The sequence below is a fragment of the Anaerolineales bacterium genome (assembly GCA_003105035.1).
In the GTDB taxonomy this organism is placed as follows: domain Bacteria; phylum Chloroflexota; class Anaerolineae; order Anaerolineales; family UBA4823; genus FEB-25.
This window is the reverse complement of the sequence record PQAL01000004.1, coordinates 36,169-56,209: the sequence shown is the minus strand read 5'-3', so window position 1 is coordinate 56,209 and position 20,041 is coordinate 36,169. Positions and strand designations below refer to the sequence as shown.

The window sequence follows — 20,041 nt, the reverse complement described above, 5'->3', positions numbered from 1 at the left end:
ACTTGGCGACCAAATCAGGTACAATCTTTTTAGAGTACGACAGCACCTTACCAGTCGAATAGCACAAGCTTCACCACTCGTTCCTCCTGCCTGGGCTCACCAAGTCACAGAAAGGAGGAATGAACATGGCTAGAAAGCGAGGCAACAACGAAGGCACCATCTACAAGCGGAAAGATGGCCGGTGGTGCGCCCAAGTCAGCCTGAGCGGTCGACGCGTCACGAAATATGCCAAGTCACAAAAGGCCTGCCGCGACTGGGTCAAGGACATCCTCGGTAAGATCGAGCACGGCCTGACCTTCGATGGCACGCAGGTTTCCCTGGAGCAATTCATGGAAAGCTGGCTCGCCGGCAAGGAACTGTCCCGCAGGCCGAACACGGTCAAGAACTATCGATCGTACTGCTCGGATTACATCTTCCCGGCACTTGGAAAGATGCGGCTGCAGAATATCCTTCCATCACACCTGCGTCAGTTGTATCTACGGATGCAGGAGGAAGGTCGCGGAGCCCGGACGATCCAGCTGGTCCACGTGACTCTGCACGGCGCCCTGAAGCAGGCGGTCAAGGAAGGCCTGATCGGTCGCAATCCCGTCGAGGCAGTAGAGCGTCCGAAGGTGGAAACGCAGGAGTTCCAAATCTTCACCGAGGAACAGGTGCATGCGTTCCTGACAGCAGCCAGAAATCATCCACTTGTGGCACTCTACTACCTGGCATTGACAACCAGTCTGCGCAAGGGCGAACTTCTCGGCCTGAGGTGGACTGACGTGGATTGGCAAAAAGGATCCCTGAGGGTCGAACGCCAACTGCAGATCGAGGCCGGTAAGGGGTATGTGCTTGTCCCCACGAAGACGAAAGCCGGTCGACGAACGATCAAGATTGGCAAGGGCGCCCTGGCAATGCTGGATGCGCACCGCCAACGGCAGGAAGCTCTGAGAGCGGCTGCCGGAGATCGATGGGTTGAAACCGGCATGATCTTCACCACGACCATCGGCACCTACCTCGATCAGACCAAAGTATCACGCGAGTTCAAGGAAATCCTTCGGGAGAATGGCCTGCCGGTAATCCGCTTCCACGATCTGCGGCACACCTCGATTTCTCTGCTCCTGGACATCGGAACTCCGGTCAACACGGTCCAGAGGCGGGCAGGGCACTCCAAGGCGAGCGTCACCACCGACATCTACGGGCACGTAATGGCCCATTCGCAGGATGAGGCGGCTGAAAATATCGAGGAAATCGTGAATCCGCCCGATGATGACTTGCAGTAGGGTTGCAGTACAATCCGACCTCAAAATGCCCCGAAGAGAGCCAACCCCCATATTTGGTACGGTAGCCTACAACAGACATCCCAGATATGGGGGTGATACAATAGAGTGGAAGCTATGGAATTCGCACTGCTTAACTCATAATCGCTTGGTCGCAGGTCCGACTCCTGCCGGGCCCACTAGTAATTTTGCCGAACCACTCATGCGGGATTGGAGGCAATGATGTGCCAAGCCGAATTGGCAGAAGAAGCGCACTTTCGAAAAGCAGCAATATCTCAAATTGAAGCGGGGGAGCGAGAAGTTAAAACAGCCGTTCTTCTCTATTTGGGATATGCTCTAAATAAACCAATCACCTATTTTTTTCCCAAAATGGCTTAACCTTGAAAAACCAAAGATGCAGACTAATCACCTCTTGGAATTGAATTACTGTTACATGTAAGAAAACTTGAAGATGATGATCTACGTAGATTAATCGCTCAAGCTAGAGCTTTAGTTGATTTAGCTAATCTTTGATGAAAAAAATCAAGAAGGCATCCGAGGAAAATCCAATTTCTCCTGGTGGTCAGCTTAGGGAGCTGGTTTTTGTTTCTTTGCTCATTGTTGAATCAATTTTCATCGTTTGGGCATTTGCCACTTTCAAAATTGATCTAGTTGTGAAACTTGTTCTATATGCCCTTGAATTATTATTATTTTTATTAATTATGGTTAAGATCATCGATGCACTAACGAGGGTAGTAAAATCTTCGAAAGATTTTGCAGAATCGATCTATAACTTGATTTATCAATTACGAGGACGGATTACCGGGTCAATTCGTGTGGGCACATTATCAATAAAAATGCCCACAAGTAATAAGGTTACTTCGATAGATTATCAAATTGATGAACAAGCTCAAATAGATATTGTTTCAATATTTAAATTGCTGGATGAGATTAAATCACCTGACAACCCATTACCTAATCATGAACACACAAATTAGAAATAATATCTCATTGAACGACCTACTTAATAAGGTTAAGGAAAAAGACGAAATTGCCTTCGGAGAATTATTTAAGATATTAGCACCTGCTGTTACCGAATACATTAACAGAAGGTTCCCTGATCTTGAAAAAGAAATCGTTGAATCCATAGCAATAGATACCCTCTCTACTATATGGTTTAAAGCTGAAAATTATTATGGTACTACAGACTTTCAGGTCAGATCCTGGGCGTATAAAATTAGTTACTTTGAAGCATTAAATTACCTACAAAAAGAAAGAAAAGAAGTTCCTGCAGAACAAATCTCAGATTTTGATAATATTCCATCAGAATCAAATGATATTCACGACGATTCATGGGAAGTAGGTTTACAAAGAATAGAACCATTTCTAGATAGTTTGACTCAGGACGAAAAGCGATTATTTAACACACTTCTTGAAGGATATTCAATGCACGAAATAGCTTTAAGAAGTAATCAATCCCCTTCAATGTTGCGTGTTAGAATCAGCAGATTAAGAAATAAGTTCGCACATTTTGTAAAAAGTGCAGAAGTAACTGCTTAGCTAATCTTTATCACTATTTATTAAAAAACGATTGAAACATATCAGATAATTACCTAATAATGTGTACCAATTGGAATAAAGCATAAATCCGCTTGGTCGCAGGTTCGACTCCTGCCAGGCCCACCTTTGATGCAATTTAGTCTGCGCAATTAGCTTTTCTTTACTTTCCTAATATTAACGAAACTAGTAGGTTATTAAGAATATGCCAAATAATATAAACAAACAAGTAATTGAAAAAATAAAAAGTGATAAAGATATCCCCACACTAAATGAACAATTTAAAAAAGCACAAATATTAATCATTGCCGAACTCTTATTCATTATTTTACCGTTTATTGTGATTGGTATTATCTCTTTTAGTAAAGGCGAATTCTCCGCCTTTTTTCGTATCCCCGAATGGTCTCTTGCATCTTCAATTCTTGTTGGTCAAACAATAGTCAAATTAATTTCTGGTTTGGTATCAAAACCACGAAAGATTGCTTGGGAAAATACTGCCCTAATACTTTCGATAATTATCGTGTTAATCCTCGTTCCTGTCTTGATTATCCTTTCACTCATCATGACGACCGATACACCATCTGCATGGTTAGTAATTGCCCAAATAATCTATTTCTTTCTTTCAGCAACTCTGTTTTATGCAGGAGGTTCTATTGGGCAAATCTTTCTTACTGGATTGTAAATCCACCTCTTTAATACATCCCATGTAAGTTAAACGTGATCAACCCCCCACCTTTCTACAAGTTTTCTTATTATGTCCGTTAACTCTTCAATGTTCCTAACTTCACTAAAATCTTTTCTAAGACCAAGTGTCGTTATTTGTCCTTTAACATCATTATCTGAAAGTGTCCCGTAAACTCCATCTGTAATACTCAAATTTGAGTGCATCATATTTTTATCGCCATTAACAATGTAAGAGCTGTTTCTGTGATGGTTTTTTTTGGCAAATCAGATAAAACGAATTCCGATTTTGGAAGGAATGAGAGGACGATAATTTCAAAACCATACATCATACTAATTAAACAAGAAACAGCTTATATGCGTACAATGTTGGAAATGGCGCGATAATAACCAGGAGGAAAAACAAACAGGGAAAGGGGAACCTATGAAGATGAGTCGTTTCGCATTCTATTTCTGTATGGCGACTTTCTTTTTATCCGCGTGTACACCATCACAAGCAGCCATACAAAGCGCGGTTCAAGAAACACAAGGTGCCTGGACGCCAATCCCTTCACAAACACCGTACCCTACAAATACACCCTATCCAACCTATACCCAACAACCAACGGTCCAGATCACAAAAATCGTCACACCCACTTTCACTAATTCCCCAATATTCACACCAACCATCACGTCAACCCCCACAAAAACCGGTACCCCCACACCCACAGTAAATCCCCTCACAACGCCTCGCGGCGATGGGTTCTACCTGGTGGGAGTAGATATTGCACCAGGCGTGTGGCGATCTCAAGGAACAGGTGATCGGTGTTATTGGGAAATAGATACGCGAACTGGAGATATTATCAGCAACCACTTCGGAATGGCAGGTGGAACTATGTATATTCCTTCAACTGCCTTTCAGGTTAGTGTGGAAGATTGTGGATCTTGGATCTACCTTGGGCCGTAAAGGTAAACGGTTCATAATCGCCTAGTTGCACAAAATCCCATGGATACTACTAGTGTACATGTGGATAATATCGGAAAGAAAATTGGGTGGTAATAAAAATATACCTTCAGGTAAGGAGAGGTGAAAATGAAAAGGTTAATTGGTTTTCTCTTTCTCACCTTATATTTAATCACAGCAACATTATTATCTATATGGTGGTTTAGAGGATTTTCTTCACCAAGTGTTAACTTCTTAACTAAAACACTACGTATTGTTGTTTTCATCATTGGGCAATATTATGTGCTAATATTCTTTCTTAACTATTATGTCAATGTTCTTGATGATTTTCACCCAACTAAAGATACTTTTCAAAACTTTGTTGATAGATTACGCGATATACCCAGAAAGATTATCCTGGGTTGGAAATCATGGTTAATAGGGATATTAATATTATTATTGATCGTAATTTATATGATGTATGAAATCGAAAGAGGGAAATATAGCTATTATCAACATATATTTGCTACACAAACCGTTGATGCCCATATAGAAACACTTAATTCAAATGAAACTGAAGCATTTATTGAAGATAAAACGCGCAACTGCATTTCTGCTGATGATGCTTATCGCAATGTTGGGCTATTTACTTGTATCTATGGCACTATTACCAAAATGGAGATTGATATAAACTCAATACCTTCCCCCACATATAAAGGTTATTTTTGCCTCGATGGTAGAGATTTTGGTCTTGAATATGATAAAAAATGTCTTGAGTTATTTGGTGATATTTATTTGGGATTTTATATTAATCGATGTGTTTTGGTTGTGGGCAAGATTGAAGGGGGTGGATTATTAAATCCTTATATATATTCTTCGAAAGATGAGCAATATTTAGGAGACTTTTATATCGAGATCCTACCGGAAAGTTCATGTAAATAATGCGTCTTTATCCAGATTAATTTTTTTTCTAGGGATGTAATAGATGAGTTGATGGGATATTTCATACATATGATTGCTGGAGGCAGAATATATGAGACATTATCCAATAAAAACCTACTCTCCACGATTAGATCTGCAAGAAAATAAATGTTGCAATAAATTATTCACAAAATTTTATTCTCCAAGGCAGTAGGCGTATGACCCAAGATATGTTTGAATATTCACCTCATGAAAATGGTCCCGATGGAAAACAAATAAATATTGGTGATTCACCAATTCCAGGTATTACTTTAAGACAAGTCTTGTCCGAACATTCATCCCCAATAACTTGCATTGCAATTTCACCCAATGGTAACTATATAGCATCAACAGCAAATGATAATGCTATCCGAATTTGGGATATAAGACGTGGAAAATGTATGTCAATACTTAAAGGACACGAAGCTGAGATATTATCTATTTCCTGGGCACCTGATAATTCTCAACTCGTATCTGGAGCAAAGGATAGAACAATTAAGAGATGGGATATCAATAACCAAAATCAATTAAAAATGATTAGTTCTCTCCCTCAAAATGTGAAATCAATCTCATGGTCACCAGATAGCCAATATATAGCATATTGTTTTTCTCATAATGACCCCTATATTTACTTGTGGGCAACTGAATCCAATAAAATCAATATACTCAAGACAAATAAAGAAGAAAATGGGGGCGTTTTACAAATTGCTTGGTCTCCTGATGGAAAACAGATTTCTGCTTCAGTAAATAACAATGTATATCTATGCGATATTAGGACAAGAAAAGTTGTACAGATTATTAAGGAGCTTAATAAGAACACAAATATTCCAAGCTTGGCATGGTCTCCAGATGGTCATACACTTGCCATAGGATCCACTAGTAATAATATAAGCCTTTGGGACGTTAAGAATAATCAAATGACGAAAATTCTTGAAGGCCTTACACAAGCAATAAGATCAATCTCCTATTCATTTGATGGACGTTTACTATTCTTGGTAGATGGAAACCATACATTAAGAATTTGGCGTACTGATACTTGGGAAATTTCAGCAATATTTGCTCAAGAAATAACAAGTCTAAGTACCGGTTTCGGCGAAAATTATTCCCAGAAACATTTAATCGCAACCATTGGGAAAAATAAATTAATCCGATTCTGGGATCTAGACATGAGTATTCTCCTTTCTAAAAAAGCGACTACTCATTCTCTACAATATACAACAGCCAAACTCGTCTTAGTTGGTGATACTGGTGTTGGAAAAACTGGCGTGGGTTGGTGGCTTTCACATGGTGAATATAAAGAACAAATATCTTCACACGGACAACAGTTTTGGATAATTAACAGGCTCAACACTAAACGCAATGATGACACTGAGTGCGAAGCTGTTCTTTGGGACTTGGCTGGACAGCATGTATATCGCCAAATCCACTCAATCTTCTTAGATAATGTGAACGTCTCGCTAATTGTATTTGACCCAAGTAACCGTCAAGATCCTCTAAAGGGGGCACAATACTGGTTAGAGCAATTGAAAGGGAAAAAGCGATTACCACCATCTATTTTAATTGGAGCAAGGGTTGATCGCGGAGCTCCAATACTCTCGCAACAAGATCTTGAACAGTTCTGCCAACGTTATGGTATTAGTGGAGGTTATATAAGTACAAGTGCCTTGACTGGGGAAGGCATGGAATCATTACTGGAGATTATTAAAATCCAAATTCCTTGGGAACAAATGATTTCAACAGTCACTACTTTTACTTTCAAACGCATTAAAGATTACATTCTTTCTCTCAAAGAGAGCGATGACTCTAAGAAAGTTCTAGTTCGTTTCTCTGATTTGATACTGCAATTACATGCAATTGATAATGACATAAGCTTCACCACAGCAGAAATAAGAACGGCAATCGAGCATCTTGAAACCCATGGTTATGTCACAAACTTACATAATGCAGTCGGTGTTGAGTATATATTGCTTGCCCCTGATTTGTTGGTCAATATAGCTTCATCTGTTATCCTTTTAGCTGATAAAAATCCCCGCGAGCTAGGGGCTATAAATGAAATGGAACTCCTTCAAGGAAATTATCAGGTTGATGAAATTAAAGGACTCCCAAAAGATGAAGAACAAACCTTGATAGATGCAGTTGTACAGCGCTTTCTTGACCATGATATTTGTTTTAGGGAGAAATTAGGCAATGATTCCCTGCTGATTTTTCCTGCACTAATAAAACAAAAACGTCCACTTAAAGATGAATTTGATTATGTGGATGATGTGTTGTTTATCGTTCGCGGACGAACAGAGAACATTTATGCTTCATTAGTAGTTTTACTAGGTTATACCACCGCGTTCACCCGAATAAACCAATGGCAGAATCAAGCACAATATGAGATGGGGGCAAGTGAGATTTGTGGTTTCCGTCTCATTGACGAGAAAGAGGGAGAAATTGAATTATTGTTATATTACAGCACAACCATGCCTACATATGGCCGTGCACTTTTTCAAGGTTTATTTGAGAAGTTCTTATTCAATCATGACGTAGAAGTAATCCGGATACCGCCAGTTTTTTGTCCCCAATTGCACCAAATTGGACACTCATTAATTATCAAGCATTTACATGGCGGTAATAAATTTTTATTCTGCGATGAATGCGGGGCTAAAACGTTTCTCCCAGAAATTGATACTCCCCAAACTCTTGGCGCAAAAGTTGGAAGGAGAGTTCAGAGGGAAGAATCACTTGTTAAACTTCGAAGAATTTACGAGATGAATCTCGCTAAGATAAAAAGCTTTCGCATTGACCGTGTTCCTCCACGTTGTTATATCAGTCACGCCAACGACCAACTTGATTGGGTTGAAAATCTTATTCATGACTTACTCGAAGCAGGTATATTTGTTTTGGAAGATCTAGATCAGATTCATGGAAATGATTATATTCTGATGGTTTGTACACCTGACTATAAGAAGATGTGGGTAGAAAAAAAAGAAATCGATATTAAGACAGAAATCAAAAAAAATCATGAGAGACCTAAACAAAATCAAGTCTCAGTAATCCCATTATTGTTAAAAGGTAATTTACGTACTTCTATTCCTGTGGAAATGACCGATATTCGATATGGCGATTTTAGTGATGAAACATCATATGCTGTCACTTTATTTGATTTGGTTTTAAGCCTATATTCTATTCAACTCGAACATGAGAGATTCAAGCCATTACGCGATGTGCTCAAACATCAATTGATAGATACTTTTGGAAAAATGAAAAAAGCAGAAGTATTTCTTTCATATGCCTGGGGTGATGAGAATGAAATAATAGTAAATGAATTAGATCAAGAATTTCAAAAAAGAAATATAAATATCATCCGTGATAAACGCGATTTGGGGTTTAAAGGCGATATTAATAAATTCATGAAAAATATAGGTCGTGGTAATGCGATTATCTTGGTGATAAGCGATAAATACCTTAAATCTCCAAACTGCTGCTTCGAACTAGTCCAAATCGCGGAAAATGGAAAATTTGCTGATCGGATATTCCCAATAATACTAAACGACGCAAAGATTTACGACCCGATTGACAGAGCACAGTATGTTGAATACTGGGAGAAGAAGAAACATGAACTTGATGAAGTAATGAAGCGTGTTTCTTCTGATAATATGCAGGGCTTTCGTGAAGATATTGATCTTTATACGAAAATTAGAATAATGTTACCTGAATTGATGAACATTCTCAAAACTATGAATACCCTCACAGCATCCCTTCACCAGACATCAGGGTTTTCAGAAATTCTTGAAGCAGTGATAACCAAGCTTGATGAGGAATAACATAAGAAAAAAGTAATCACTACCAATAAACGATAGCTACTACAGCTACCAGAAGAGAAGGCATAGAAAACATACGGTGTATGCACATAGCATAAATGAAAATACCCCCATATATGGTAAATATTAATAAATGAAAAGCCATATATAGGGGATATAATTGGTGGACATTATAGAAATTGCTTTTTCCCCACCACATAATCGCTTGGTCGCACACCGTCCCGTCGAAGGCCTCCGGGAGGTCCGCCTCCCACCTGCGTCACTTTAGGTAATAGGTTCCCCAAAAATCAATCGCAGTTGACTGAATCGCTGGAGAGAAATCATCATGGCCCACAAAACAGATTCAAGACCTGGTTGCTTATCCGCATTCTTTTCCCTCCCCAAAAAGAAAAACACTCCCCAGAATACACATCTCCCCTATCGATTACGCGATGATTTTTTATCCCCTGCTGAGCTATCATTTTATAAGGTTCTCATATTGCTATTTGGGTCTCGTTATTCCATCCTTACCAAGGTGAACCTGGCAGATGTGTTTTTTGTCATGCGCCCAAATGAGAACTATGGGTTCCACAATCGCGTTGCTCACCGCCACGTGGATTTCCTTCTTTGCGAGCCTGGATCAATGCGACCAATCGCAGGGATAGAACTGGATGATGCCAGCCATAATCAGGCTTCCAGAAGGGAAAGAGATTTGTTCAATGACGAAGTTTTTAAAGCAGCGCATCTGCCCCTATTGCATGTACCAGCACAACATGACTACAACACCAAAGACATTGAATCACGAGTTTTACAACATGTGAACAATGGAGTCGGAAATATACCGCCGGTTCCGGTTGAGATTAACCAGGGAAGGTCCATCCCATTTTGTCCAAAGTGTGGGATCCCCATGGTTTTGCGGACAGCTGGCAAGGGGGAATATACCGGGCAACACTTCTATGGCTGTAGTAATTTCCCAAAGTGCCGCGAACGGCTTCCTTTCGTAAATCCAGGCTGATCATCGTTCGGCGCGGGTCCCCGATCCCGCCCACGGTTGACCGGAGGCCTAATACGCTTGGTTACAGGTCCGACTCCTGCCGGGCCCCCGCAGCGGTGTGCGCACGGATGGTTGTCCTTCCAGAACCTCTCCGCTTGATATCTCCACATTAGCATGCGGAGGCTAACTCGTTTCAATACCCCCGGCTGGTTGAACAGTGACCAGGTTGATCTTCCGGTCGTTGATGCCATCAATATACTTCTTTGGGACATTAATATCCGTAACGATGGTATGGAAGTAATCCAAGGAACAGGTGCGAGCAAAGGCGTTGTTACCAAATTTCGTGCTGTCCACCACCAAGATGGCTTGTTTGGCTCGTTTTATGGCCGTCAATCTTACCTGGGCTTCCTCGTAATTAAAATCTGAAATTCCTTCATCAAACGTCACCCCGGCTGCACCGATGAACGCTTTTTGTACGCAAAATTGTTCCAGCGAATGTATCGCGATACTGCCCGACATCGATAATTCATGCGGGCGGATCTTGCCTCCCAGCGAATAGACAGTGACATTGGAATTCGCCAATTCGGTCATGATCGTCAGTGAACTGGTGATTACGGTAATATTATTCATTTTCTTTAGATTACGTCCCACCTCCTGGGTGGTTGTACCAATATCCAGGTAGATCGTATCGCCCTCCACCACCATTTCCGCAGCTGCCTTTCCGATGGCGATTTTTTCGGCCCGATTTTCCATTTCCCGCGTGAAATATAACGGCTCGGTGCCTGATGGCGTCACCGGGATGGCGCCCCCATAGACACGCTTGATGTAAAGTTGTTCTTGCAGGATGTCAAGGTCACGACGTACAGTGGCAATCGAAACATTAAATCGTTTGGTAATATCCTTGATCTTAATGATCTTATCGTGATTGATGATCTCAAGGATTTGATTGCGGCGCTCTTCAGATAACATATACCCTGCCTTCCACTTATCAATAATTCGGGTCTCAATGCTCAGGTTTTCATCGTTATTATATGATATTCCAGTAGTAATAACAGTTAAATTTCTAATTCGGACAAGTCAGTGAACGGATAGAACGATGAAGGTACTTTCTGAAAAGGAAGAGATGCCAAGTCTGCTGAGGCCGCCCCCGGGGTGTCGGTATAACAAACAATGTCAGAAATCTGGGCATAGGCTTCTCTGAACGATGTGCAAGCCTTGACCACCACCATCTTGTAGAAGGTGGGTTCCAGCCCAAACCCTCGATAGATCTGCGGGTCGCCATTCATCATCATCGCATGGCACAGCACGATATCGCTCTCACCAACGGTGATCACCGCGGTCGGTCCGATCTCGATCCGTACCCCGCGATAGGCTGCTGTTTCCAGTCTGAAAGCACCATCATGCAGTGATTTCACATATCCCTCGGCCACCACAGGCGAGAACAAAGTCGGGTTTCTGGTCCCACCAAGACGGAATTCGACTACTTTCCCAATACCAGTCTGAAAGGCCAATGCAACGGCGGGAGCATCATTGATGATCATTGCTGTCCGGGGTTTCTTCTCATGCCGCAGGAGAGCTTCTAACACAGCCGCACTATCTCCCGTGGAACCGGCATTGGCTGAGTCGGCAGCATCCACCAGGAGCACAGGTTTCTTGGTTTCATTTGTAAGGGAAAGGTCGATAACCTGGTCAATGGACTGCAGGGCTGGTCGGAAATCTTTGCGCACCTGGAAGAGATGCAACGCCAATTGGTGGGCATATGTCTCCGCATTGAGAGGGTTTTCATCTATGGCGATCACCACCGCTCCGCTCGCGCAACTCACATCCAACCATGGTTGCATCTGAAAAACGGAACAATCCAGCAGGGTCTGGCAGTTAACCAAATCCTTCGCTTCCTCGATCACCTCTTTGAATGGGCCAGCCACACTGGTATAGAGGTTTGCTGGCACCAGCATTGGCACCGATACGCGCACCATGGACAATTTCCGTCCCTGCAAGATCATCATGCCCAGCCTGGCAGCCCGGTATCCTGTTTCCAACAGGTCAACATGGGGATAAGACCGATATCCGCAGATGATATCTGCGTTCGCTGCCCATTTTTGCGTGATGTTCGCATGCAAGTCAGCAGAGGTGGCGATCACAACCTGGCTGCCGGCTTCCTTCCGACAGGCTTCAATGATCTCACCACACGCATCTTCCCATTCAATCGTTTGCGTTGCCCCATGCAGGGATAAAAAGATGCCGTCCACATGCTTCGCTGCCCGGATGGCACAGATCATCTGGTGCAGGAAATCTTCCGCAATCTCCTGCACTACCGGCCCGCCGCTGGGAGCCTTCAGAGCACAAACCGGGATCACCCTGCCATCCGCCTCCTGGATTGCCTGGAGCATACCGGTAAGTTCCAATTGCTGTCCGGTTTCCAGGATCTGTTTTCCTGTTGACACCTGCCTTCTCTCAAAATCCTTACGTGTGGTTGGCCAGGGATTAAAGGAGTTCGTTTCCTGGTGAAATTCTGCCACGAGAATTGTTTTCATGGGTTTCTCCTATTTCCAGGATCGCCACCTCCCTCCTGCAATTCTGGCACCTACTTATTAAGGGCTGAGAATAGTGGTTCCAACATCGGGCTGATATTCGTATACTGCCCATAAAGATCATCGTATATTTTGGCATATTCAGCACGCGGCTGGTAAGTCTTTTTTACCCTGACCTTGCGCTTGACATCTGAAAAATCACTGCACAACCCAATGCCGATGAACGTGCAATAGGCCGTTCCCAGGGCACCCACATGGCTGGGGTTTTCGGGCACTTCTATCGGTCTGCCCAATACATCTGCCATCATTTGCATCCATGGACCTCCATTTGCGCCGCCACCCACGATTCTCAGGGAATTTACACTTTTTCCGGTTTGAGCATGGTAGATTTCCGCATACCAACGCATCTGGTAGCAGATCCCTTCCAATACCGCATGGATCATATACCGGCGGTCATGTTGGCCAGAGATATTCAGGAAAACTGATTTGGCGTTCTGCGCAACTGGAGGGAAATCACCATAATACCAGGGCGTTGCCAACAGGTTCCCCGAGCCTGGTGGAATGTTCTGGATGTCCTTGTTCACATATTCATAAATGCCTTCCTTGAGGGTCTCTTTTTCCGCCCGGTAAAATTGATCAATCGCCCAATTAAAGGACATGCCAGCGGCTTTCGTTCCACCCAAAAGGTTGATATCTTTATCCTTCTCAAAGGTCACATAATTCAAGGAGCGGCTGGTTACCCGTTTCGACACCACTGCCAGCCAGCCTGAGGATCCCAGGTAAATATGAAAATCTCCAGGTGAACAGCGTCCCGATCCGATCGTTATTGCTGGAATATCCCCACACCCACCAAACACCGGGGTCCCTGCCAAGATGCCCATTTCCTCCGCTGCCCTGGCTGTAACCTCCCCCACCTTCTCGGTGGACATCACCAGCGTTGGAAACTTGCCCAGGTCCACATCTGCAGCCTTTTGTATCTCACTGTAGTAAGTCTGTAGGTCCGGGTTGGCTGTATGAACAAAATTATTGGTCAAGTCCACGCACTTTTCACCGGTAGCCTTAAATTTTAGGAACGCATTTACCTCCAGGAAAGATTTCGTCTTCGCATAGATGGCTGGTAATTCTTCCTTAACCCACAGCACCTTGGGCCAGTAGTCATCTCCCCGCAGTAGTTCCCCGTTTAATTTCTGGTTGAGTCTTGTTGCCTGCCTGACCGCACGGTTATCGAGCCAGATAATATTATTGTGCAGCACCTGGTCCCGTTCGTCCACCGGGATGATCCCCTTCCATTGCGTGCTAAAGGCTATTCCCCTGATCTTGTTGGGTGATATCCCTGTTTGCTGCAAGGCCTGTTTCGTGGAAGTACAGACCCCGTTCCAGTAGGCAGCAGGGTCTTGTTCTGCCCAGCCGGGTTGCGGGGTGAGTAAGCCATAACTGGCAAACGCGATCCCTGCCACATTCCCATCCAGATCAACAAGTACTGTCTTAACACCACTTGTCCCAACGTCATACGAGAGAACATATGCTTCTTCCATGAGTTTTTCCTCCTTTTAGTAGATCGGGGTTGAAATGCGTATTTCTCGGAATGACCTTACGTTTCTTGCATCTGCTGTACCAGATGACAACTCGCGAAATGACCAGGCGCTACCTTGGCATCTGCCGGCCTTTCGAGAAAGCAACGCTCTTCGCTGTACATGCAGCGAGTATTGAACAAGCATCCCACAGGTAATGAATCGGGACTGGGTGTATCACCCACCTTGATATCCAGGTTAAACCCCTCTTCATTGATCCCCTTGGAAATGCTGGGAGCAGATTTCAATAAGATTTTGGTATAAGGATGCTGAGGATTATTATAGATCTCCCAACTGGGTCCGCTTTCCAATATCGTGCCTGCATACATGATCATGATCTTGCTGGACATCTGCCGGACAACCGCCAGGTCATGCGCGACGAACAGCATGGACATTTTATATTCCTCTTGTAGGTCCATCAATAAATTCAGCACCTGCGCCTGCAGGGATACATCCAGAGATGAAATGGGCTCATCCGCCAGGATGAGATCTGGTTGTTCCACAAGCGCCCGGGCAATGATCACCCGCTGGCACTGCCCCCCAGATAATTGTTCAGGATATCGAAAACGATATATCGGGTCCAAGCCGACTTTTAACAAGGTGTCATTGATCGCTTGCTTTCTTTTCTTCGGGTCTTTCATCCCGGTAAGGATGAGCACCTCTTCCATGGATTGTTCGATCGTAAAGCGAGGATGGAGTGCGGTGAAGGCATTTTGGAAGATCAACTGCACTTTTTTTCTGAATCCGTTGGTTTCCCGCTTATCCATTTTATGGATTTCTTTATTCCTGAATAACACCTTTCCATCCGTGGGTCGTTCAAGCCCGATGATCGTACGCAGTAAAACCGATTTTCCACAACCAGACTCGCCCACCAGCGCCACAGTCTCACCATCTTCGATGGTGAAACTGACGGAATTCACAACTTGCTTTAATCCCACCTGTTTGTTGAAAAATCCTTCGCGGATGGGATAATGCTTATTAACTTTTTGTATTTCCAGAATCGGCGTGCTCATCAGGTTCACCTTGTCCTATTTTTAGATCATCACTGGTATGATAATTGTATAGTGGGTAATGGCATGCCACCTTTCGGCTTGCTCCAAGGTCCTGAAGGAGGGGGAGTTCCTGGGAGCATTTCTCTTGCTTGTACAGGCAGCGGGGTGCAAAAGGACATCCTTGGGGTACATGTACCATGTCTGGTGGGAAACCCGGGATGGATTTTAATCGCCTCGTCTTGCGAGCTTCCAGCAGGGGGACAGATTGGATCAAGCCAACCGTATAAGGGTGTTTAGGAGTTAACAGCAGGTCTCTCTTGGGCGAATATTCCACGCAATGTCCTGCATACATCACCATGATATCGTCTGAGAACTGCGAAACCACCCCAAAATCATGCGTGATAATGATCACCGAATTGCCCACCCGTTCTTTGACTTCAATGAGTGCTTCGATGATCTCAGCTTGGATGGTGATGCCCAGGTTCGTGGTTGGTTCGTCGGCGATTAGCAGTGCCGGGTTGAAGATCATGGACATGGCAATGAAGATCCGCTGTCTGAAGCCAGCAGAAAATTCACAAGGATACCGGTCGAGAACATCCTCGTAATTGGAAATTCCCACCATTTTCAGCGCATCGATGACGTGTGTTTTGACAATTGCTTTGTTATCGCGCCGGTGAACGCGGTATGCCTCAGATAATTGTTCGCCGATTTTGGTATACGGGTTAAACGAGGTGGTCGGATCCTGGAAGATCAGCGAGATCTGTGCCCCGCGGATCTGTCTCATTTCCTTTTCAGACATCTTCAGCAGGTTCCTGCCCCTGAAAAAGATCTCACCATCCACAATCTTGCCCGGTTCATCAACAATGCGCAAAATAGACCGGGAGGTGACACTTTTTCCAGATCCGCTCTCGCCGATGATGCCCAATACACTCCCTTTACGCAGGGAAAAATCTACACCATCAACAGCCTTGACCACATCCCCAGATTGCATATAGAAATACGTCTTAAGGTTTTTTACCTCGAGTAATACTTCTGAATCAGGTGCTGGACTTAAACTCTTGGTTACGATTTGATCCATGATCTCTCCAAAAGCCTCATTCTTTTTGTCGTTTTCCCGATACCGCTTGCATGGCGTCAGCCATGAGGTTAAGCCCAAGGACAATTATGAAGATGACTATTCCAGGTGAAGCGGTAATCCACCATTGTGTTGCGATGTATTTCCATCCATCAGCCATGATATTGCCCAGTGATATTCCAGGGGGTTGAATACCCAGGTTCATAAATGAAAGCAAGCTCTCTGCGATCACGATGCTCGCCAGGTCCATGGGGGCGACCGGTAGAATGGCAGGCACCAGGTTTTTCCCAAGGTACTTAAATGCGATCCGCAGCCGGCTTGCGCCCATGATCTTTGCGGCTGCCACATAATCCATCTCTTTTTCGATGATCACCCCGGACCTAATGACGCGGGCATAGGCTGGCCATGCAGATAAACTCAACACCAATATGATCGTCACCACGGTAGGATCGACCAGCGATAAGATGATGATTGCCAGTAAAACAAACGGGAATCCCATTTGGATGTCTGTGATCCGCATCAATAACGAGTCGATAAAGCCTGGATAAGACAATCCTGATAGCAGTCCCACCACCGCCCCGATCAATATTGCCACAGCAATGGAGAAAATCCCAATCACCATGGAGTTCTTGATACCAATGAAAATGCGCGAGAGCAGGTCCCTGCCAACTGAATCTGTGCCCAGGAAGTGAAATGCGTTGGTGTCCGAACTCCAGAATGGTGGCATCAGCCGGTCATGGGGAGCAACTTTTCCAGGATTATAGGGGACGATTTGCTGCGCAAATATGGTAATGAAAAGCGTAATAACGATGATGACGGCGCCGATCAGGAAATTCCTGTCCTTCAACAGCAATCCCAATGCTTTATTCTTTTTCATCATAAGCCACCCAGTGCTTTCCGGATGCGCGGATCTAGATAGATGTACCCAATATCGATGGCAGTATTTACGATGATAAAGAATCCAGAGATCAAGACCACCAACCCTTGCACCAGGAAATAATCCCGCCGAAGAATGGCATTCAAAGTTTGCAGTCCAATCCCCGGGAAACCAAATACATACTCAACGACTACGATACTTCCTACAATGAAACTTAGTTGAGCCCCAAATAAAGTTAACATGGGGATGAGCGAGTTCCGGAATGCGTATTTAATCAGGGTAAATCTCCAAGGAACCCCCCTGGCCCTGGCTGCTTTTACAAAACTCTGGCCGAGGCTGCCCATCATCGAAGCGCGGATGTTACGGATTAAAACCGCCATTGGCTGCAGGGAAAGTACGATCGCAGGCAGCACAGCGTAGATTGGTCCTTTATAACCAATGGATGGGATCAAGTGAAGTTTGACTGTAACGATGGAGATCATGATGAGTGAGATCCAATAATTTGGCAGGGATTGAAATATCACTGCAAAACCAGAAATGACTTTATCCACCCACGTGTTCGCCTTAACTGCTGCTAAAATCCCAAATACGATTCCAAATATCAGTTCCAGGATGAGGGCGAAAAACAACAATAACACCGTCTTGGGTAGGGCATTGCCAATAACCACCGAAACATCTGCTTTTTGAAAATAAGAATACCCCAGGTATCCATGAAAAAGGTTCTGACAATATTTCCAAAATTGAATGGGGATGCTTTCTCCAATGCCCATCTGCTCTTTGAGTTGTGCGATCTGCGCTTCAGTGGCAACGGGTGCCAGGGTCCTTGAGGGATCACCCGGGATCAATCGTAGCATGATGAAGGTGATTACCATGATCGCAAATACAACAATCAAGCCTTGCAGCAAGCGCTTAACAATAGTTGTGATCATTAAAAGATCTCCATTTCAAGCCCTTCAATATTCCGCTGGCGCATTCTCCCATTGTATTCCTTTCATCCCAATCATTATGGTATTCAGAAGATATATTTTCTGGGATTTCATCGGATTAATTCTAAATTCGATCAGGACGAAACATTACTTGTATAGCCATTCGACATCACTAAAGATATTTCCTGTTTTTGCCAGGATTAATAAAAAATAGCATGGGTGGTAACTTCGGATCAGGAAATTTTTGAACCGTGCCCAAAACATTGCAGATTGTTTTGGGCACGGGTTTGTTTATTGCTGTTACTATTTATTGATGAAGTATGCGTCTCGGATGGACGACAGATCCGATGTGGAAGCAGGAACGAATCCCTGCAAGGTTGTGCTCTTGGCATAGATCAACATGGAGTTGAACAGGGGCAACTGTGGCATCACGTCTGCAATGAGGGGGTATACCACATCTTTTAAATAGGCAGCCCGTTGCACCGGATCAACCATCCTGCTTTCATTGATAAGTGCCTCATTAATTTCTGCACTTCCACCACCGGTGGTCAACCCCGGATTCTTGTACAGCGCCGCCAAGGTCATATCAGGTTCCAATGCAGGCGGCATCCAACCGGTATCAACCATATTACCAGAATTGGGGGTATAGAGCGCATTCAACCAGCTGGCAGTCTCCATTGGTTGAAGGGTGCACTTTATGCCCACATCGGCCAGGTTTGACACAATGACTTCACCGTACTCTTTGGTCTTCGGGTAGAAGCCGACCGAGGTCAAGTAGGTCAGTTCGGGCAAACCCTCACCATTTGGATATCCGGCTTCAACTAGAAGAGCTTTTGCCATCTCAGGATCGTATGTCGGGAACCCCTCAGCCGGAGCGTAACCCCATGCAACAGGAGAGACGAAACTATCTGCAACAGTTGCATAGCCCTGCATGATGTCATTGACGATCGTCTCGCGATCGATGGCATAAGAAATCGCTTTGCGGACCAGGGCTTCTTCCGTTGGGGGAACGGCCCACTTGAAGACCAGATTCTTCTGTTCGATCGAAGGCAGGGTAATCAGTTCGAGGTTTGCATCTGCCTGGATGGTGGGGATCTGTTCAGAATCAACGCGCTCGATGAGATCAGCCTCTCCAGACTGAAGAGCCGCCAACCGGGTGGCAGGGTCTGCCACATATCGGAAGGTAATGGTTTTTATTTGAGGAGCGCCATCCCAGTAATCTTCATTCGCCACCAGGTTGACTTGCTCATTCTCGTAGCTGACGAACTTGAAAGCACCGGTGCCGTTCATCCCGGCTTTCAGTTTGGCTTCATCCAAGATATCTGCTGATGACATGATGGAAATGAAGGAAAGGTTGTTCACCAGGGGAGCATATGGCTGCCCGCTTGTGGTGGTGATCTGCACGGTCAGCGGATCGACCGCGGTTCCGACCATTTGCTCTGCCCAGAAGAAACCCATGGGTTTGGTTGGATCGCTGTAGCGTTCCACTGTTGCGGCAACATCTTCCGCATCGAAATCGGAACCATCCTGGAATTTCACACCTGGCCTAAGTTTGATCTCGAGCGTGACTCCATCCGCCAAATACCCCCAGGAGAGGGCCAGGCGCGGCACGTACTCGGTACTTCCACTTGCCCAATCCACTTCCCAAAGATGGTCAAACACCAACTGCTCAAGGTGCACATTAGCCAGGACCGTGTGACCAGCCGGATCCCACGCACCGGTGAAACTTTCTGCAGATAACATGACCAAAGAATCCTTGGCGGGAACTTCAGCTGTGGGTTGTTCCGATGTGGGGGACTGTGGGTTGGATGCCACGGGGGTCGCGGTCGCGCTGGGTTGGCAGGCGCTGATCGCTGACACGATCATGATTGAAACCATCAATGTGGCAAAAAATCTTACAGATTTTCTCATCTTCATTCTCCTTGTTTAGGT

16 protein-coding genes are annotated in these 20,041 nt (G+C 44.5%); 7 read left to right on the top strand and 9 right to left on the bottom strand.

Annotated features, from left to right (window positions below; all coding sequences use genetic code 11):
• The first annotated feature begins 119 nt into the window (after positions 1-119).
• From C3F13_02760 to C3F13_02745, 4 genes are all read left to right on the top strand, one after another.
• Positions 120-1,262 (top strand): hypothetical protein, encoded by a 1,143-nt coding sequence (locus C3F13_02760; GenBank protein PWB55999.1) that lies wholly within the window; start codon positions 120-122, stop codon positions 1,260-1,262.
• Positions 1,263-1,771: 509 nt separating this feature from the next.
• Complete coding sequence (locus C3F13_02755; protein PWB55998.1) at positions 1,772-2,236, top strand: hypothetical protein; 465 nt, start codon at positions 1,772-1,774, stop codon at positions 2,234-2,236.
• Entirely contained in the window at positions 2,220-2,798 is a 579-nt protein-coding gene (locus C3F13_02750) for a hypothetical protein (GenBank protein PWB55997.1), read from the top strand. Before C3F13_02755 ends, C3F13_02750 begins: the two co-directional genes overlap by 17 nt.
• Before the next feature lie 202 nt (positions 2,799-3,000).
• Positions 3,001-3,477, top strand: a complete 477-nt coding sequence (locus C3F13_02745) for a hypothetical protein (GenBank protein ID PWB55996.1) — start codon at positions 3,001-3,003, stop codon at positions 3,475-3,477.
• A 29-nt stretch (positions 3,478-3,506) separates the two neighbouring features.
• Here the strand turns inward: C3F13_02745 and C3F13_02740 are convergent, their stop codons facing one another.
• The gene (locus C3F13_02740; GenBank protein PWB55995.1) at positions 3,507-3,686 is read right to left on the bottom strand and encodes a hypothetical protein; all 180 of its coding nucleotides are present in this window, start codon (positions 3,684-3,686) and stop codon (positions 3,507-3,509) included.
• Between the two features lie 862 nt (positions 3,687-4,548).
• On the opposite strand from C3F13_02740, the gene C3F13_02735 reads away from it, so the two are divergent.
• The 3 genes from C3F13_02735 (at position 4,549) to C3F13_02725 (ending at position 10,158) form a co-directional block, all read left to right on the top strand.
• A complete protein-coding gene (locus C3F13_02735) occupies positions 4,549-5,340 on the top strand; it encodes a hypothetical protein (protein PWB55994.1) in 792 nt (263 codons plus the stop codon).
• Between the two features lie 197 nt (positions 5,341-5,537).
• On the top strand, positions 5,538-9,167 hold the full coding sequence (locus C3F13_02730; GenBank protein PWB55993.1) for a hypothetical protein: 3,630 nt from the start codon (positions 5,538-5,540) through the stop codon (positions 9,165-9,167).
• A 322-nt stretch (positions 9,168-9,489) separates the two neighbouring features.
• On the top strand, positions 9,490-10,158 hold the full coding sequence (locus C3F13_02725) for a topoisomerase (GenBank protein ID PWB55992.1): 669 nt from the start codon (positions 9,490-9,492) through the stop codon (positions 10,156-10,158).
• Positions 10,159-10,320: 162 nt separating this feature from the next.
• Here C3F13_02725 and C3F13_02720 read toward each other — a convergent pair whose 3' ends face one another.
• The 8 genes from C3F13_02720 to C3F13_02685 form a co-directional block, all read right to left on the bottom strand.
• A complete protein-coding gene (locus C3F13_02720) occupies positions 10,321-11,106 on the bottom strand; it encodes a DeoR/GlpR transcriptional regulator (GenBank protein PWB55991.1) in 786 nt (261 codons plus the stop codon).
• Between the two features lie 86 nt (positions 11,107-11,192).
• A complete protein-coding gene (locus C3F13_02715) occupies positions 11,193-12,671 on the bottom strand; it encodes a hypothetical protein (GenBank protein ID PWB55990.1) in 1,479 nt (492 codons plus the stop codon).
• Positions 12,672-12,721: 50 nt separating this feature from the next.
• Positions 12,722-14,203 carry a carbohydrate kinase gene (locus C3F13_02710; protein ID PWB55989.1) on the bottom strand — a complete coding sequence of 494 codons (1,482 nt, stop codon included), beginning with the start codon at positions 14,201-14,203 and terminating at the stop codon, positions 12,722-12,724.
• Positions 14,204-14,259: 56 nt separating this feature from the next.
• Positions 14,260-15,252 carry a dipeptide/oligopeptide/nickel ABC transporter ATP-binding protein gene (locus C3F13_02705; GenBank protein ID PWB55988.1) on the bottom strand — a complete coding sequence of 331 codons (993 nt, stop codon included), beginning with the start codon at positions 15,250-15,252 and terminating at the stop codon, positions 14,260-14,262.
• Positions 15,218-16,309: a peptide ABC transporter ATP-binding protein gene (locus C3F13_02700; GenBank protein PWB55987.1), complete on the bottom strand. Its 1,092-nt coding sequence runs from the start codon at positions 16,307-16,309 to the stop codon at positions 15,218-15,220. Before C3F13_02700 ends, C3F13_02705 begins: the two co-directional genes overlap by 35 nt.
• A gap of 16 nt (positions 16,310-16,325) precedes the next feature.
• Positions 16,326-17,186, bottom strand: a complete 861-nt coding sequence (locus tag C3F13_02695; protein ID PWB55986.1) for a peptide ABC transporter permease — start codon at positions 17,184-17,186, stop codon at positions 16,326-16,328.
• The gene (locus C3F13_02690) at positions 17,183-18,112 is read right to left on the bottom strand and encodes a hypothetical protein (GenBank protein ID PWB55985.1); all 930 of its coding nucleotides are present in this window, start codon (positions 18,110-18,112) and stop codon (positions 17,183-17,185) included. Before C3F13_02690 ends, C3F13_02695 begins: the two co-directional genes overlap by 4 nt.
• Positions 18,113-18,412: 300 nt before the next feature.
• Complete coding sequence (locus tag C3F13_02685) at positions 18,413-20,026, bottom strand: hypothetical protein (GenBank protein ID PWB55984.1); 1,614 nt, start codon at positions 20,024-20,026, stop codon at positions 18,413-18,415.
• Positions 20,027-20,041 lie beyond the last annotated feature (15 nt).

Coding starts and splice junctions, on each gene's coding strand:
- C3F13_02760 (PWB55999.1), top strand. CDS start 120: ATGAACATGGCTAGAAAGCGAGGCAACAACGAAGGCACCATCTACAAG.
- C3F13_02755 (PWB55998.1), top strand. CDS start 1,772: ATGAAAAAAATCAAGAAGGCATCCGAGGAAAATCCAATTTCTCCTGGT.
- C3F13_02750 (PWB55997.1), top strand. CDS start 2,220: ATGAACACACAAATTAGAAATAATATCTCATTGAACGACCTACTTAAT.
- C3F13_02745 (PWB55996.1), top strand. CDS start 3,001: ATGCCAAATAATATAAACAAACAAGTAATTGAAAAAATAAAAAGTGAT.
- C3F13_02740 (PWB55995.1), bottom strand. CDS start 3,686: ATGATGCACTCAAATTTGAGTATTACAGATGGAGTTTACGGGACACTT.
- C3F13_02735 (PWB55994.1), top strand. CDS start 4,549: ATGAAAAGGTTAATTGGTTTTCTCTTTCTCACCTTATATTTAATCACA.
- C3F13_02730 (PWB55993.1), top strand. CDS start 5,538: ATGACCCAAGATATGTTTGAATATTCACCTCATGAAAATGGTCCCGAT.
- C3F13_02725 (PWB55992.1), top strand. CDS start 9,490: ATGGCCCACAAAACAGATTCAAGACCTGGTTGCTTATCCGCATTCTTT.
- C3F13_02720 (PWB55991.1), bottom strand. CDS start 11,106: ATGTTATCTGAAGAGCGCCGCAATCAAATCCTTGAGATCATCAATCAC.
- C3F13_02715 (PWB55990.1), bottom strand. CDS start 12,671: ATGAAAACAATTCTCGTGGCAGAATTTCACCAGGAAACGAACTCCTTT.
- C3F13_02710 (PWB55989.1), bottom strand. CDS start 14,203: ATGGAAGAAGCATATGTTCTCTCGTATGACGTTGGGACAAGTGGTGTT.
- C3F13_02705 (PWB55988.1), bottom strand. CDS start 15,252: ATGAGCACGCCGATTCTGGAAATACAAAAAGTTAATAAGCATTATCCC.
- C3F13_02700 (PWB55987.1), bottom strand. CDS start 16,309: ATGGATCAAATCGTAACCAAGAGTTTAAGTCCAGCACCTGATTCAGAA.
- C3F13_02695 (PWB55986.1), bottom strand. CDS start 17,186: ATGATGAAAAAGAATAAAGCATTGGGATTGCTGTTGAAGGACAGGAAT.
- C3F13_02690 (PWB55985.1), bottom strand. CDS start 18,112: ATGATCACAACTATTGTTAAGCGCTTGCTGCAAGGCTTGATTGTTGTA.
- C3F13_02685 (PWB55984.1), bottom strand. CDS start 20,026: ATGAAGATGAGAAAATCTGTAAGATTTTTTGCCACATTGATGGTTTCA.